This window comes from Eubacterium sp. 1001713B170207_170306_E7, assembly GCF_015547515.1.
Lineage (GTDB): Bacteria > Bacillota > Clostridia > Eubacteriales > Eubacteriaceae > Eubacterium.
Window position 1 is genome coordinate 196,475 of the sequence record NZ_JADMVE010000002.1, and the last position, 15,994, is coordinate 212,468.

Annotated in this window: 13 protein-coding genes; 7 read left to right on the forward strand and 6 right to left on the reverse strand. The window is 47.5% G+C overall.

Going from position 1 to position 15,994, the window contains the following annotated elements; all coding sequences use genetic code 11:
• The first annotated feature begins 110 nt into the window (after window positions 1-110).
• The 7 genes from I2B62_RS06270 to I2B62_RS06300 all read left to right on the forward strand — a co-directional run bounded on the left by I2B62_RS06270 (window position 111) and on the right by I2B62_RS06300 (window position 9,879).
• Complete coding sequence (locus I2B62_RS06270; protein ID WP_195268138.1) at window positions 111-824, forward strand: hypothetical protein; 714 nt, start codon at window positions 111-113, stop codon at window positions 822-824.
• Between the two features lie 57 nt (window positions 825-881).
• Window positions 882-1,670: a SipW-dependent-type signal peptide-containing protein gene (locus I2B62_RS06275; protein WP_195268139.1), complete on the forward strand. Its 789-nt coding sequence runs from the start codon at window positions 882-884 to the stop codon at window positions 1,668-1,670.
• 54 nt (window positions 1,671-1,724) lie between these two features.
• The gene (locus I2B62_RS06280) at window positions 1,725-2,432 is read left to right on the forward strand and encodes a SipW-dependent-type signal peptide-containing protein (protein ID WP_195268140.1); all 708 of its coding nucleotides are present in this window, start codon (window positions 1,725-1,727) and stop codon (window positions 2,430-2,432) included.
• Window positions 2,433-2,460: 28 nt separating this feature from the next.
• A complete protein-coding gene (locus I2B62_RS06285) occupies window positions 2,461-3,135 on the forward strand; it encodes a SipW-dependent-type signal peptide-containing protein (RefSeq protein ID WP_195268141.1) in 675 nt (224 codons plus the stop codon).
• A 162-nt stretch (window positions 3,136-3,297) separates the two neighbouring features.
• Complete coding sequence (locus tag I2B62_RS06290; protein ID WP_195268142.1) at window positions 3,298-3,510, forward strand: hypothetical protein; 213 nt, start codon at window positions 3,298-3,300, stop codon at window positions 3,508-3,510.
• A 212-nt stretch (window positions 3,511-3,722) separates the two neighbouring features.
• Window positions 3,723-9,608: a SpaA isopeptide-forming pilin-related protein gene (locus I2B62_RS06295; protein WP_195268143.1), complete on the forward strand. Its 5,886-nt coding sequence runs from the start codon at window positions 3,723-3,725 to the stop codon at window positions 9,606-9,608.
• Complete coding sequence (locus tag I2B62_RS06300) at window positions 9,601-9,879, forward strand: hypothetical protein (RefSeq protein ID WP_195268144.1); 279 nt, start codon at window positions 9,601-9,603, stop codon at window positions 9,877-9,879. The genes I2B62_RS06295 and I2B62_RS06300 overlap by 8 nt, the downstream gene beginning before the upstream one ends.
• Window positions 9,880-10,298: 419 nt before the next feature.
• On the opposite strand, the gene I2B62_RS06305 is transcribed toward I2B62_RS06300, so the two are convergent.
• From I2B62_RS06305 to I2B62_RS06330, 6 genes are all read right to left on the reverse strand, one after another.
• Window positions 10,299-11,135, reverse strand: a complete 837-nt coding sequence (locus I2B62_RS06305) for a DegV family protein (protein ID WP_195268145.1) — start codon at window positions 11,133-11,135, stop codon at window positions 10,299-10,301.
• Window positions 11,136-11,222: 87 nt separating this feature from the next.
• Window positions 11,223-12,119 carry a DMT family transporter gene (locus I2B62_RS06310; protein WP_195268146.1) on the reverse strand — a complete coding sequence of 299 codons (897 nt, stop codon included), beginning with the start codon at window positions 12,117-12,119 and terminating at the stop codon, window positions 11,223-11,225.
• Between the two features lie 30 nt (window positions 12,120-12,149).
• A complete protein-coding gene (locus I2B62_RS06315; protein ID WP_195268450.1) occupies window positions 12,150-13,070 on the reverse strand; it encodes a SufD family Fe-S cluster assembly protein in 921 nt (306 codons plus the stop codon).
• 16 nt (window positions 13,071-13,086) lie between these two features.
• Window positions 13,087-13,809 (reverse strand): ATP-binding cassette domain-containing protein, encoded by a 723-nt coding sequence (locus I2B62_RS06320; protein ID WP_195268147.1) that lies wholly within the window; start codon window positions 13,807-13,809, stop codon window positions 13,087-13,089.
• Window positions 13,810-13,812: 3 nt separating this feature from the next.
• A complete protein-coding gene (locus I2B62_RS06325; protein ID WP_195268148.1) occupies window positions 13,813-14,508 on the reverse strand; it encodes an HAD family phosphatase in 696 nt (231 codons plus the stop codon).
• A gap of 68 nt (window positions 14,509-14,576) precedes the next feature.
• On the reverse strand, window positions 14,577-15,878 hold the full coding sequence (locus tag I2B62_RS06330) for a glutamate-5-semialdehyde dehydrogenase (RefSeq protein ID WP_243259441.1): 1,302 nt from the start codon (window positions 15,876-15,878) through the stop codon (window positions 14,577-14,579).
• Between the last annotated feature and the right edge of the window lie 116 nt (window positions 15,879-15,994).

Sequence of the window (15,994 nt, forward strand, 5' to 3'; positions counted from 1 at the left end):
AAAGTTTTGAAAATTTTCTGGAATTTAATCTGATGTGACCGGACTGTGACTGACGACTGTCATAATATGAGTATAATCAGTCAGAAACACGAAGGAAAGGAAGTGACGGCATGAAGAAAAAACAAATCAGTATTTTAGTGGGTATCGCAGTAACCGCAGTTGTAGCCATCGGCGCGACGTTAGCATTTCTGCACAGCACCACAGAAACAAAGACCAATACCTTTTCTTCCGATAAAAATATATCCATCCAGTTAAGAGAGCCCGCCTGGGACGGCTACGGGTTTGACAGTAAAGTAGAACCAGACGGAAGCTCAGCGAATCCAGAGTATCAGGGCGATAAGCTGTTAGGTGTTAATGAGGCCAAAGCTTATGTACCTGGTCAGACGATTTATAAAAATCCGACCGTAAAAAACAGCGGTGATAAAAATAATGGAGTCAATGCTTATGTCGCCATTAAGGTCCAGTATTTTGATTACAATGGCGAAAACAATAAAGAAAATCAGATTAGTTACGATGCCTTTAAAAAAGCATTTTTAGATGAGCAAGGCATTAACTTTAGTAACAAATGGTCAAAGATTTCAGAAGACGGTAAAATGAATCAAATTTATCTCTATGGAGTGGATAATATTGGTTCTGAATTAAGCGTTGAAAGTACAACAGAAGAACTTTTTACAGAAGTCCCCATTAGTTTGGATTTACAACCGGGTAAAGACGGAAAACTTCCAGGCTTTAATATAAAAATACAGGCCTATGCCATTCAGTCGACTGGTATAGACGAAAAGAACGCAGCAGAGGCACTGCTAAACTTCATTGGTCAGAACTAGGGCATAAAAAGCCAGTTCTCTAAATTATATAACCAAAAAACAAACAAGGAGAAAAAAATGAAAGCAAAAAACAAAATTAAAATGTTCGCGATCATTGCTCTGGTAGCTCTAGTCGCAGTCGGCTCTACCTTGGCATATCTGTCAAGTGTAACGGACACCAGGGAAAATAAGTTTACGAGTAGCAAGGATTTAAAAGGCGAAATTACAGAAACAGAATGGGATAAAAACCACGAAAATGGATCATGGGATGATTATACCCCGGGAGAATCCACTGGTAAAAATCCTGTAATCAGCATTGATGATAACGGCGTAGCTGGATACATCGCAATGAAAGTTGTTTGCAAGGATGCTGCGAATAATGAGATTGCATTCAAGGATTTCCAAGAAAAATATGCCCATGTTTCCTATAAAGGTACAGATGGAATCAATGCAGGCGATTGGGAAGAAGATAACTTGAACCCAGGATTTTTCTTCTTCAAGACAACACTTGCTTCTGGTGATTCAACAAGTCCTTTATTTGACAAGGTTACCGTAGAAACAGGCATTAAGACAGTTTATAATACTGAATCAGTACAGGAAAACCAAACCGTTAAAGTCTATAAAATAAATCCGGATGGATCAAAAGGCGACTTGGTATCGGATGTTACAACAGTAGGCCCATATGTTGAAGTTTCTGAAGATGAAGTAGTATATATTTTTGAAAACGGTGTAGAAACAGAAGCAACGGATAATCCTACCCTTCCGAGCTTCCAGATTGATGTCACTGGTTACGCTGTGCAGGCTGATGATAGTACAGCATCAATTTATAAGAATGAACTGCGTAAACTGGCAGGTTTAACCAATTAAGATTATTAAGTATTAAGTGAACAAAGTTTTACAACTTGAAAGGAAATAACTAAAATGACAAAAGCTAAAAAAAGAAATGTCATCGTAGCCCTGGCGCTGGTAGCATTACTCGCCATCGGCGGCACACTGGCATATTTAACAGCCGTTACAGATACGGCAAGTAATACCTTTACCATGGGCAAAGGTATCACCGGCGATACTGAGGAACCGAACTGGAAGCCTGAAGAAGCTGAAAAGTTTACCCCAGGTAAAGTTATCGCGAAAGACCCACAGATTGTTAACACCTCAGAGGAATCAGCAGATCCAGTATATGCTGCAGCGACATTAACCTACCAGGTGAAAAATGACAAGGGCGAGTGGACAGAAAGCAGTTATGCAGATTTGAACAAATTTATCAATATTAAGCATGGCAATCCATTAACAGATGGCTTTAATACAGATGCAGATACAGGCTGGACTATGGATAAGGATAATACGATCGCATATTACAATGCTACTTTAGCAGCAAAGGCCAGAACATCATCAATTTTTGATGCTGTAGAAATTGATAAATTAGCCTTAACACCAGATCAAATTAACGATCCAACTCAGTTTGACCAAACAAAATATACCGAAACAGACGCAGATGGAAACGTGATTTCTTATACAGAATATAAAATGCAGGATTTCCAGATTGTTATCAAAGGCTATCTCGTACAGGCTGAAGGCTTCGGCTCTGCACAGGATGCAATGCAGACCGCATTCCCAACAGTTTTTAAATAAGCTTTAGCGAATAAAGGAGACCAAAACCATGACTAAAAAGAAAAAGGGCGCGCTGCTGATCTCAGCTTTTGCCTTAATTGCCTTACTGGTCGTCGGCGGTACCTTAGCCTACTTCACCAGTCAGGATAGCGCAGACAATGTCTTTACCCTTGGTAAAGTAAGCGGTGACTTAACAGAAACCACAAAATCTGGAGAAGAACCTGTTGATCCGTCAAATCCAGAGGGACCAAAACATCCTGTTAAACCAGGTACACAGACCGAAGAAGGCGGAGATATTACTTATGATAAAGTATTGCCGGGAGATTGGCTGAGCAAAGAACCAAGAGTTAGCATAAAGGCTAATTCTGAGGATGCCTATGTTCGTGTTAAATTGGAAGTTATTAACGAAGATGGCAAATTGAGTCCAGAACAAAAAGATATGCTCATAACAGATGAATGCTTAAACTTTGGTGAAAATTGGGTAGTATCTGGCGAATATGTTTATTATCAAGAGAAGCTGACTTCTGATCCTTCAGGAAGTTCTCAAACAGAGCCTGTATTTACCGTTGTTAAAATTCCAGGAGATGGTTGGGGTAATGAATCAGCCGAAGCAAAATTCACGATCAAAATTACGGCAGATTTAATTCAGGCAGATAATTTTTCACCAGTAATGACAGGAGATAAAATTACTGGCTGGGGTGATGTAAACATAGAAGCAGAATAAAAGCAGTGAGTAATTCTCAGGAGACGGCTTCATATAGCCGTCTTTTTTTATTAGGAACTTAGCGGTTTAAGGCAGCTCTTGTTATCCCTGTGTGACCGAACTATGTTAAGATATTATTGCATAGGAGTAGTAATAACACTGTGGAAAGGGAAGTGAAACTGGATGGAAAAAATTATTAATGAAAATAATCAAACCTTTATTCTGGAAATAAAAAGCACACGTAATAATACCTGGCAGGGCACAATCCTGTGGGTACAGACCCAGCAGAAGGTTGCCTTCCGCAGTGCGCTGGAGGCTATTAAGATTCTGGATTCCGCTCTGACGAGTCAAAAAAATGTGGAAGCGGACGGAACAGTCCTGTCTTTTTCGGTTTAAAAGACGCTTTTAAAAACGCCCTTTGGGGCATTTTTTTTTCGTCTTTTAATAGCTTAAATTTATTAACAGTTTAAATTGACAATATAAATAAAAGGTGTATAATTATTATAAGTAAAAACTTCAATTAAAAGTGAATAAAATGCATAAAATATAACCAATGTGAATAAAATGAGGATGTTTTTATAAATAAAATTTTGGAGGAGGGATTTGTAATGGCAGTGAAAAAAATTTATAGTTGGTTGCTTTACAGCATGTCCTTATTGCTCGTGTTGCTGGCAGTTATGTTTTTTCCCCATGCGGTAAGGGCAGAGGGCAGCATAAATTTGACAGAGAATGGGGGGTACAGACCTTACACAGAATGGTCGGCGGAAAAGACCTCCAATATGGAGCGCAAGCAGATTATCAAAGTCTATGCTAATTCGGGGGAAACACTTTATTTTGGCAGCAGCGTTACAGAAGCGCCGGAAAATAGTGATGTTGTTATCTGGACACCGAGCGGTTCGCAGCTGACCTATGATAATAATAAACAGAACAAAACAGGGTATATTGAAAACCGCACAATGGAGAAGACCGGACCAGCCCAGCTTAAGGGTGAAAGCGGCTATAAGGCTCAAAGCTATACTGTGGAAGAAACCGGGGTATATGAGTTTGAGTTCCACTCTCAAAATGAAGAGGGCAGTAATCCTGTGTTGAAAAAAACAGATGAGGCATGGAATCAGAACAATGGGTTGAGCGTTGCCGCCTGGGATATTACGGTTGTTAATACACAGAATCAAATTGTTACCGGCAGGGTATACGCCGACTATCTGACCATGAACATGGGTCTGAACAAGAGTGGAACGGAGATTTTAAACGCCAAGGTTTATGTTCTTACGCATGACGGCTATCTATACCAGACAGATTTTAACGGAATGAACCCTTACGGCTTTGTCTTTTTTGGAAATAACCGGGGCTTGTATAACAGTGAGGGCCAGAGCGCCTACTACTCAACCACCGGTAAGGACAACAGCATGGAGACGTTGACAGATAATCTTAGCTACAACAATCCTAAAAAAGGTGATGACGAGCTCTGCAAAACCTTTAAAATTTTCTTTAATAAACCGGCAGAGGATTTACCCGAATCCATTGTGCCTTCACAGAAGGTACCGGTCGAGCCGGAAGCAAACAGCCTGAAATTTATTTACGATAAAAATTATTCTGAGAATGAAGGGGTTGTGGGTAAAGGCGGCGATTTTCTTTTCACGCTCCCGCAGCTTGGTGAAGGGCAGAGCTACGGTTCTTTCCAGATCGAAATTCAGTGCGACCCCAACGATGATAACAATGTTGTCTACCTGAGCCAGCCCGGCGTAGCGGGAGAAAATAAGCTTCACTGGGATGGGAAGGACACTAAGGGACAGGTTGTCAAGCAAGGGAAATATACCGCCAGACTCATCGGAAAGGGCGGCGAATACCACTTTATGTTCATGGACGTCGAGACCAACGAAAAAGGAGTAATCAATCAGCTGATGAATCCCCTTTCTGGACAGGAAGGGACAGTCTACAATGTCTACTATGACAACAGTAAGGTTAAAAGTAAGGCTGGGACTGCACTGGCGGACGGAAAAAAATATCTGAAAGAAGCGTGTGATAGCTCACAGGGCGCTTTCAAATATAACAATCAAAGCAATGGAGACTACTCTTTTATTGACAGCTGGACGTATTCCAAAGGCAATGAGACGCCGCTGACTTTTTCGCTTGACGAAAGCAAAGTGGAGACCGCTCAGATCAGTGGCTTTGTCTTTAAAGACAGTAACCGTGATGGTAAATACGAACCATTGGATCAGGACGGAGCGTTTTCACAGGTTAAGGTGTCCGTGAAGGATCAGGAAGGAAATGTGAAATGGTCGGGTAAAACTGACGCAACGGGTATGTTCCGGACCGGGCAGCTGCCAAAAGGGGAATATACCGTCGAGGTTATCAACCCGGGAAATGGCTATTTTACTTCAACTAAAAATGAAAATCAAAAGGCGGTCATAACCGTCAAGGATGGAAAAGGGCAGGATGCAGCCATCAAATCGGTAGGCTATGCGCTTCCGAAGGCAGACCTGGTGTTGACAAAAATCAATACAGATACCGGCAGCCCAGTCGAGGATATGAAGGCGGCATCCTTCACGCTGACAGACAATCAGGATAAAAACAGCCGTTTTATTGCCGAGAAGGGCAGCGATGGAAGCGTAACCTTTAAAGATATTCCCTACAGTCAGCAGGGCTATACTTTAAAAGAGGAAACAGCTCCGGATGGCTATGAGGCGGCAGGTCAAACCTGGAAGGTGACAATCGATCAAAATGCCCAGGACCTGTCTAAAATAACGTTTAAGGTCGAAGGGCTGGAGGACAATAAAATTGGCAATACCCCTGCTTTGGTAAGCTATAAGGTTATTGTTCACAAAATGAATGACCAGGGTGACTATACGGATGCCGAGGGATTTATCCGCGAAGAGACACAACAGGGAAAAACAGGCATTGGTGCAGAGGTAAACGCCCAGGATTATCTGACAGAAGCGGATATTCAGGATGGTTATGTTTTAGATGAAGAAAAAATAAAAGCTGAAAACAACAGCGCCGAAGAGATTACTAAAATCGTTAAAACCATTAACAGTGATGGCACCACTACTTTTGACATCTATCTGCTCAAACAGTTCACGGTTATTTTCAATCAGGGTGAACACGGAAAACTGGATGGGCAGAACAGCAATGGCGAGGTAGCAGCGACGGTAACAGCAGGAACAGAATGGAGCAAGGTGAGCGTGCCGGCCATTCTGCCAGATGCGGGCTATCAGGTGGCAAGCCCTGAGTGGAAGGATAAGGACAGTCAGAGTGTTTTTCCCGAAAAAATAACCGGAAACCTGCTTTATACCGCTCAGTATCAGATTGATCCAAGTTTGACTGGCAGCCTGACACTGACCAAGACAGACGGTGTTCAGCAGCCGCTGGAGGGTGCTGCTTTTGGGCTCTTTGAAGCCGAAGACGCTCAAGAACCTGTTGCTCAGGCTGCTTCCAACGCCCAGGGACAGGTGCGCTTTGAGGCAATCCAGTACCGCCCACAGGGATATTGGCTGAAGGAAATCAGCGCCCCAGCCGGATATACTGGCGATACAAACACCTATCCGGTGAGTTTATTGCCGAACGAACAGGGCGACAGCCTTATAATCACAGTCAATGGCCTGGATAATCAGACCGTAGTGAATACGGCCAATGAAGATACAAAATATACGGTTGAAGCCTATTATCAGCAGCTTGACGGTACCTACAAAGATACCCCGGACATCGTAATTGACACGCTTGCCGGGACCACGGGTGAGCAGGCGGTGATTGATCCGGAAGATGCCGCAGTTAAGCCGGCAGAAGCGCAGTTTGTTTATGACGAGGGTTATGCTGGAAATGTATTGAGCGCCGTGATTAATGGTAATGGCAGCACTGTGCTGAAGGTTTACTACAAGCTGGTCGATAATCTCAGCTATACGGTTGAACACTATCGGCTGGATATAAATCCCTCGGGAGAAGACAGGGAAGCGGATGATACAAGCAGGGTTGATAATGTCCGCTATGGCACAACGGTCAATGATGTCGCGGATAGCTCCGCATTGACCGCTTTGGGCCTGCAGCGTGTATCGGAGGAAAATCTGCCCTCTACGATTACGGACAATTCCACCGTTATTAAAATTTATTATGACCGACCGGCTTTTTCTTTTGAAAAACAGGTCGATCAAGAGCAGATAAAACCAGGTGAAAGCCTTACCTATCGTATCGAAGTGAAGAATCTGAGTTATGTTGACGCAGAGGGTATCACAATTGAGGATGTTTTACCCGTCGCATTGACGCCTGTACAGGCCGAGAATGCTGTGATTGCGGGTCAGAAGATAAGCTGGACGGGACAAAGTCTTGCAGCGAATGAGAGTAAAACCTATGTGATCACTGCGAAGGTTGCGGAAGGTACCGCGAACGGTACGGTATTGAAAAATACAGCATTATTAAGGGAAGATTCAAATGATCCGGAAAAAGAATATCCGAGCAATGAGGTTAGTACCGAGGTCGTTACGCCAGATAGCGGAAAGGTGAATATAACATTCTTGCAGGGAGAACACGGCAGTATTGACAGTTATGGCAACATAACCTTTACCGTTGAGAAAAACAGCGCTTTTCCATCGATTCCAAGCGTCACTCCGCAGGGCGGCTGGAAATTTACGGGCTGGCTGGATCAGGAGACTAATTATCTGATTACAGATAACACTAGTTTTCCACCCACGGCCGTTAAGGATAAAACCTATGTTGCTCAATATGAGTCGCAACGGTACACGGTTACCTTTAATAGCGGAGCGCAGGGAACCTTAGACAGCGGAGGAAAAGAGATCAACCATGTTGATTTAAGCTATGGAAAGGCTTTTCCGGCGGCTCCAGAGCTTGAGGTAAACGACGGTTTTGCCTTTACAGGCTGGTTGGATGATACCAACGGAAGCCAGGGCAGCGTCATTTCTGCGGATCAGCTGCCCGAAACCGTTACGGAGAACAAGCATTACACAGCGCAATATGTACCGGTGGCCCAGAAGAATTATATGCTGACAGTCCACTATGTATATGAAGATGGAACGATCGCAGCAGCTGACGTAACTCAGACATTGAAGCAGAACCAGGGATACTCAGTAGCCTCACCGGTGATTGATGGCTTTACGCCAAACATGGATGTGGTTTCTGGCACAATGGGGACAGCAGACATTGAGATAACGATTATTTATACGGCGGTTCCGGCAGAAACCTATACTGTTGCCTTTAACCGCGGTGAGCATGGAGCGTTCACGGACAATAGTGCTCCAACAATTGACAATACTGGGCTGAAGAAAGGAGATACCTTCCCGGCAGCCCCTGCTATAACACCGGAAGCGAACTACACCTTTGATGGATGGGTGCTGGAGGGAAGCGATGGCACTGTCCTGAAAGACAATGAACTGCCCGAAATAGTAACCGAAAATGCAGTGTATACGGCAGTTTACACACCTGTACAACCTGTGCCGCCGGTAGAAGAGACCCATACGGTGATCTTCCTGCCAGGTAATAATGGGCAGTTTAGCGAAAAGCCTGAGGAGACAAGTAAAACCTTTGAAGGGCTGAAGAAGGATGCGCTGTTCCCAGCAGCGCCGGGTATTGACAGCAATGAAGGCTACATCTTTACAGGATGGACAACCCCGGAAAATCCAGACGTTGTGATTCCGACTGAAGATTTGCCTAAAACGGTGACAGGCAATGCGACCTATATCGCGCATTATGAACCGGTACATACGGTAACCTTTATGCGTGGAGATCACGGAAGCATTGACGGTATATTGGAGGATCAGCAGATTATTACGGATATTCTCCACGGTTCTGCTTTCCCGGCTGATCAGGTTCCGGGTATAACCCCGGAAACAGGTTATGAGTTTATAGGATGGGCGCCAGGTTTTCCTGATACTGTAACTGGAAATTTAGTTTTTGTAGCACAATACCAGCCGGTCAGCGTACCACCAGTTCCAACACCGACACCGTCTCCGTCTCCAACCCCAGTGGCACCCGTGAATCCGGCAACACCGGGAACACCAGGAGATGGCACAGCAACACCAGCGGTACCAGCACCAGGGGCAACAACTACCACTACAACAACGACAGTTACCCCGGTTGTTATTCCGCCGGCAGTGACAAATCTGGTACCGCCAGTATTCCAGGATGTGATAAACTATTTTAACCCGAATATAGTATTTGAAAACAATGAAAACACTGAAGAAATTGACAATAATCAAACACCATTGGCGCAGCGGAATGGAGATATCAAGTGTTGGGTACACTGGTTGATGCTGCTGATCACAATTATTTATGTGGTCTACGCCGTGGTACGAATCATCTTCAGAAAACGAAAAAATGCAGCATTAGAGAGTGAACTGGACGACATGAAGGAAAGCTTTGAAGAGACTTTCAATGTAAACTATGATCTTTTCAGAGACCGTCAGAGGGAAGAAAAGAACATGAGACCGAAAGAGATCTTGGAAGTCCTGCTGGCTGAAAAAGCGGCGAAAGGAGACAAAAATGAATAAGGTTGATTACATTCTGGATGTCATCATGGCCTTGGTCATGATCCTTCTATGGGTGTTCTTCGCATTTTGCCGGACCTATCAGTTCGATTGGGATTTATTGGTTTTAGTGCTGGCACTAATTGCCAGCATCGCCTCTGGAGTGATCTGGTGGCGTCAAGGAAAGAAGCGTAAAAGCCTGGAAGAAGAAAAGAGTGTATTGGAAAAAACAGTGGAAACGCTCAGTGATGAAACAGATAATGTGAATGCAGCGGATACAAGCCAGACGTATTAAATAGAGAAAAGCCCTGAAATTCAGGGCTTTTCGGCAATCTATTATGATCGTATGACCGGTTACGCTACGTGTTACGGGGAAAGTGCACCGCATACTGTGAAAACAAAGCAGAAAGGATGGGGAAGATTATCAGCTCAAATAACCAAACCTTTATATTGGACATCAAAAGTACGCGTAATAATACCTGGCAGGGTACCATTTTGTGGGTGCAGACCCAGCAGAAGGTTGCTTTTCGCAGCGCTTTGGAGGCCATTAGAATACTGGATTCTGCCATGACGAGTCAAGAAGACGCTGAAGAGGAGGAAATAGCGCGGTCATTTTCAGTTTAAAACAAAAACCCAAAACAATAAGGCGCCCTTCTCCGGAAGGGCGCCTTTGCAGTATAAAAAACCGGCGCGCTCTGCACCGGTTTTTTTGTTTTAATAAGCCACAATCACGCCGCCGTTATCAGCGTAGACGGTGCTCAGGCCGCCGGCTTCAAAGATGACCACATCCTTGAAATTGCATTTTTCCTCGATGGCTTTCTTGAGGTTTTCGGCGGTTTCCTGGGCATGCACGTGGGCGATGGCCAGAATTTTCTCGCTGGCGTCAGACACCTCGTCGGCAATAATTTCCACCAGGCGCGAAAAGGCCTTTTTCTTGCCGCGCACCTTTTCCTTAAGGGCAATCTCACCCTCGCCGTTGTCGGTCATGATGGGCACCACCTTCAGCACCTTGCCCAGAAGGGCCATTGTGCTGCTGATACGGCCGTTTTTAGCCAGGTTGTCCAGCGAGTTGAGGATAAACATGGTGCGCATGCTGGTGATGAAATCCACGAGCTTTGCGACGATTTCGCTGGAGGGCATATTGTCCTCCAGAAAGGCCTTCAGCTTCATGAAGATCAGATCCTCTCCCGCGGCAGCGCTTTCGGAGTCCAGCACATGCACCTGGCAGTCCGGATACTTTTCCTGAGCCATGACAGCGGCCATGACGGCGCTGTTGTAGGAACCGCTGAGCTTGGACGAAATGGTGATAATATAGTTGACGCACTGCGGATCAATGGCGTCCAGGTATTCCTGCGGGGAGGGACAGGCGGTCGAAACCTTGTTTTTGCTGAGCTTCATTTTGTCCACCAGCAGCATGGTTGACAGGTCATGGTCGACCAGCTCCTCATCGTCAATTCTGAGTTTAAAAGGGATTCGTACAAGTGGCAGATCTGCTGTGAAAACTTCAGGGTTGAAGTCCAGGCAGCTGTCCACGATAATCTTATTTTCCATAGTGCTCCTCGAAATGTTTAGTAATCTCTAATGTAATTATATTATCCAAATCTTTATTTTGCAATAAGAAAAAACCGTATCCTAAGCTTATTTCAGAGATAACGGTTCTTTTTCTTTTCTGAACGCCACTTTCGAGAGAATAACAGCGGCAAAGACCAATCCACAGCCCAGTGCCATGCGCGGCCCAAAGGGATCATGCAGGAAAATCACAGAGACGATGAGCCCAAAAACGGATTCCAGCGAAATGAGCAGTGACGCGTGGGTGGAGGTGGTGTACTGCTGGGCGATGTTCTGGATGAGAAAGGCCAGAGCAGTATTAAAGATAACGAGGTAGACGATGCCGCAGGCGCTGGAGGCGGTCACACCCGAAAGGGGCGGCGCGAAAACAAGCGCTGAAAAAAGCGACAAAATGCCCGCTGTCAGCATCTGAACCACAGTGAAGGACATGACGTCTGTTTCCTTGACAAACAGCCCTAAAAAGACGATCTGGAAGGAATAGATGACCGCAAAGACAAGGGTCAGCGCATCCCCCAGATTCATACTGAAATCGGGCTTGAGACTGATTACCGCGACGCCGATAAAGGTAAGAAAAGCCGCGGCCACGTCCAGCGCCCGGGGCCTGGTCCGTGTCATCAGCCAGGACACAAAGGGCACCAGCACCACGTAGGACGGGATCAGGAAGGCCTGGTTGGAGGCTGTGGTGTGGTCGAGGCCGATGGTCTGGAAGATCATGCCGGCAAACATGAAGCTGCCCACCACCATGCCCATGAGAACGGTGCGTTTGTCGAGCTGCCGCACGCGCCTTAAAAAAAGGATCAGGAGGATAATTCCTGATCCCAGAAACCGGAAGGTCATGACCCAGAGCGGCGTGATGGTCACCAGCGCTGCCTTGGACGCGATAAAGCCTACGCCCCAGATCAGCGCGACGAGAATCAGCGCGAGGTCGGCCAGTAAGGCCCTGTTCTTGGTTTGGTTATTTTCCACGTTTCGCTTAAAAAGAGCCGGGATGCGCCCTTACTTCAGGAAGCCTTCAATAATGTGCTGCTCGGCCTCATGCTCGGTCAGGCCCAGGGTGCGGAGCTTAATGATCTGATCGCCGGCAATTTTGCCGATGGCGGCTTCGTGGATCAGCTCAGCCTCGAGGTCGTTGGCGGTAATCTCCGGAATGGCGGAAACCACCCCCTCGTCCATGATGATGGCGTCACATTCGGAGTGGCCTGCGCAGCGGTTGTTGCCGTTGATCTTGGACAAAAACAGCTGTTTCGAGCGGTCTCTGGCAACGGAGCGGGAGCTTAAGGTACAGCTGGAGCCCTCGCCGTCCATATCTACCTCGAAGGCGGTTTCGGCGTACTGGTCGCCGTGGGTCATGAGCTTTTCCTTGATAACGAGCTTGGCGCCTGCCCCCAGCTTGGCGGCGGACTTGCGCTTGGTGGAGTCCACGCCCTTAATCTGGGTGGTGTCCATTTCCATGTAGCTGTCTTCCTCCTGCTCGATGTAGGTTTCCGGGTTGATAACCCGTTTGCCAGTACCTTCGCCGATACCGAGGTGCTTTTCGATGTAGAGCACTCTGGAGCCTGGCTTCAGGAAAAAACGGTGGATGCCGTTATGCTCAGAGCCGTCGCAGCCGTCGGTGGACACGCCGCAGCCGGCCACAATGGTCACGTCCGCGTCCTCGCCGATGTAAAAGTCATTATAAACCAGGTCGTGCACGCCGCTGCAGGTAACCAGAGCCGGGATAAAGACCTTGTCGTTCTTAGTGCCGGGCTGCACGATAATGTCGATGCCGGAGCCGTCCTCCTTGCTCACGATCTGGATATTGTCGGTGGAGTTACGGCCAGCGCACTGGCTGTCCTCACGGATATTAAAAGCGACGCCCTCGGGCTTGCCGTCAATATCGGCAACATCCTTCAGCAGTTCTCTTGCCACGTCATTCATTGCTACTTCACTCATGTTAATCCTCCATTCTCGGACAGAAATCCACTTTGTCCGTACCGTTTAAAAGTCTTGGTAAAATGTCTTCCCTGGACCCCTGGCTGATGATCTTGCCGTTTGCCAGCACAATGATTTCATCCGCGATGTTCAGGATACGCTCCTGATGGGAGATAATCATGATGGCGCCGCCCCGCTTTTCATACATTTTCTGAAAAACAGAGATCAGGTTCTTAAAGCTCCAGAGGTCAATGCCGGCTTCGGGCTCGTCAAAGATGGACAGCTTGGTGCCGCGGGCCAGAATGGTGGCAATTTCAATACGCTTGATCTCGCCGCCGGACAGGCTGTCGTTGAGCTCACGGTCGATGTAATCTCTGGCGCAGAGGCCCACCTCGGATAAATACTGGCAGGCTTCCACCTGGTTAAGCGGGGAACCGGCCGCCAGCGCGATAAGGTCGTGCACGGTGATGCCCTTAAACCGGACCGGCTGCTGGAAAGCAAAGCTGATCCCCAGCTTGGCCCGTTCGGTAATGTCGAGGCCTGTAATATCCTGGCCGTCAAACAGAATCTGGCCGTCGGTCGGGGTGAGGATACCGGAGATGATCCGGGCCAGCGTGGATTTCCCCCCGCCGTTGGGGCCGGTAATGACAACAAATTTTCCGGAGTCAATCTTGAGACTGACATCCTTGAGGATGCCTTTTTTTTCATCCTCTACTTCAAAGCAGATATTTTTTAATTCTAACATTTATTACTCCTTCAGGGACCGCGCTAAAAGCGAGCGGTCAAACGCGTGATAATTTGAAATAACCGTCTTGACACCGGGAACCGTCATGAAATAATCATGCCGGTCTGGCGCCGCAATGGCAGTAATATGGCCGATACCGGCCGCATGGGCAGACTGGATACCAGAAAGGCCGTCTTCCACCACCATGCACGCTTCGGGGGCGACGCCGAGCTTTTCAGCCGCCAGACGGTAAATATCCGGGGAGGGCTTTCCCGGGAAGGTGTGGTTATCATAAACCGTAGCGTCAAAATCGAACCACCGGTCAAGACCAAAGGTCTCGAAAAAGAACGTCATATTGGCAAGTTCAGAGCTGCTGGCAATGGTGTGGGGGATCTGCGAAGCGCAGATCCAGTCGAGAAGCTCCGGGGCGCCGCTTACCAGACAGAGGTTTTTCTGATCCTCCAGGCAAAGCTCCCGGTAAAGGGCTTCCTTGTAATCCCCAAACGCGTTGATTTCTTCACGGGTGAGCTCCCGGTCTTTGAGAATAGCCGGGATGATGGTGGCATTGGTCTGGCCGTAGAAGCTGTGCATTTCTTCCGGCGTAATGTGCCGTCCGCACTGCTCCAGCGTAAAACGGTCAAATGCCGCGTCGTGCTTGTCCGAATCAAAAAACAGCGTGCCGTTAAAGTCAAAGATAATGGCCTCAAATGATTTCTGCATGTGTAACCTTTCTGCTTACTGTTATTATATTAAATGATTCTTAAAAAAGAATTATAATTTTGTCTTTTTTATAAAGGACAATCCTGATCTAAGGGCTTGTGGGTAAAGCTGCGTTTCCCATCTGAGAAATCACTGACAATATCCCCGTGGCCGATGAGCTTGTACTTGTAGCTCAGCAGGCCGTCTAAGCCCACAGGGCCTCTGGCGTGCAGCTTGGAGGTGCTGATGCCCACCTCAGCCCCAAAGCCATAGCGGAACCCGTCCGCGAAGCGGCTGGAGCAGTTGACATAAACCCCTGCCGAGTCCACCAGGGTCGTGAATTTCTTTGCGTGGGCCTCGTCCTCGGTGACGATGACGTCGGTGTGGCCGGAGCCGTAGGTGTTGACGTGGTCAATGGCTTCCTCCAGGCTGTCCACCACCTTAATCGAGAGGATATAGTCCAGATACTCGGTGGACCAGTCGTCCTCAGTGGCGGCTTCGACGTCGATCACAGCCCGCGTACGGTCATCGCCCTTTAAACGCACCTGTTTCTGGTCCATTCCTGCCTTTAATTTGGGTAAAAATTCCCCGGCGATGTCTTTGTGCACCAGCAGGGTCTCAATGGCGTTGCAGGCTGAGACATACTGGGTCTTGGCGTCCACCGCGATATTCACAGCCTTGTCCCCATCGGCGGCAGCGTCCACATAGGCGTGGCAGATACCGTCGGAATGCCCCATCACAGGAATGTTGGAGTTGTCCATAATGTATTTGACAAAGCTGTTGGAGCCCCGCGGGATAATGAGGTCAATGTATTCATCCAGCGCCAGCATGGCGCTCACGTCCTCGCGGCTTTCCAGGTTCTGGATCCAGCCGCCGGGAATACCAGCCGCCGCAGTGGCCTCTGAGATAACCCGGCACAGCATCCGGTTGGTTTCCAGCGCTTCACGGCCGCCTTTTAAAAGCACCGCGTTGCCGCTTTTTAAACAGAGGGTGGAAATCTGGACAAAAGCGTCGGGACGGGATTCAAAGATAATGCCGATCACGCCGATGGGGCAGGTGACCTTGTAAAGGTCGAGCCCAGTGTCCAGCTCGGTCGCCATACGGGTAGCACCCAATGGGTCGGTGAGCTCGATCAGGCTGCGGATACCGTCGATGACATCGTCGATTTTGTGGTCATCAAAGGTCAGGCGTCCCAAAAGCGGCGCGGCGAGGTTTTCTTCTGCGCTGCGCTTGTAGTCGGCCTGGTTGGCGGCGATCAGCTCTGCCCGGTTCGCCTCCAGCGCGTCGGCGATGGCAGCCAGCGCAGCGTTGCGTGTTTTTGTATCCGTGGCGGATAGCTGAATGCCCGCCTTTTTAGCTGTTTTTCCTCTTTCTAACATCGTGGTTGACATGGTTGTTTGTCTCCTTTTATAAAATGGATCACAGTCCTCGAGAATTATGTGGTCCTTATCGGATCATTCCCGCGTTATCTGCGTTTGCGTTATTGCCGGCAGCCGCTGACGCTTCG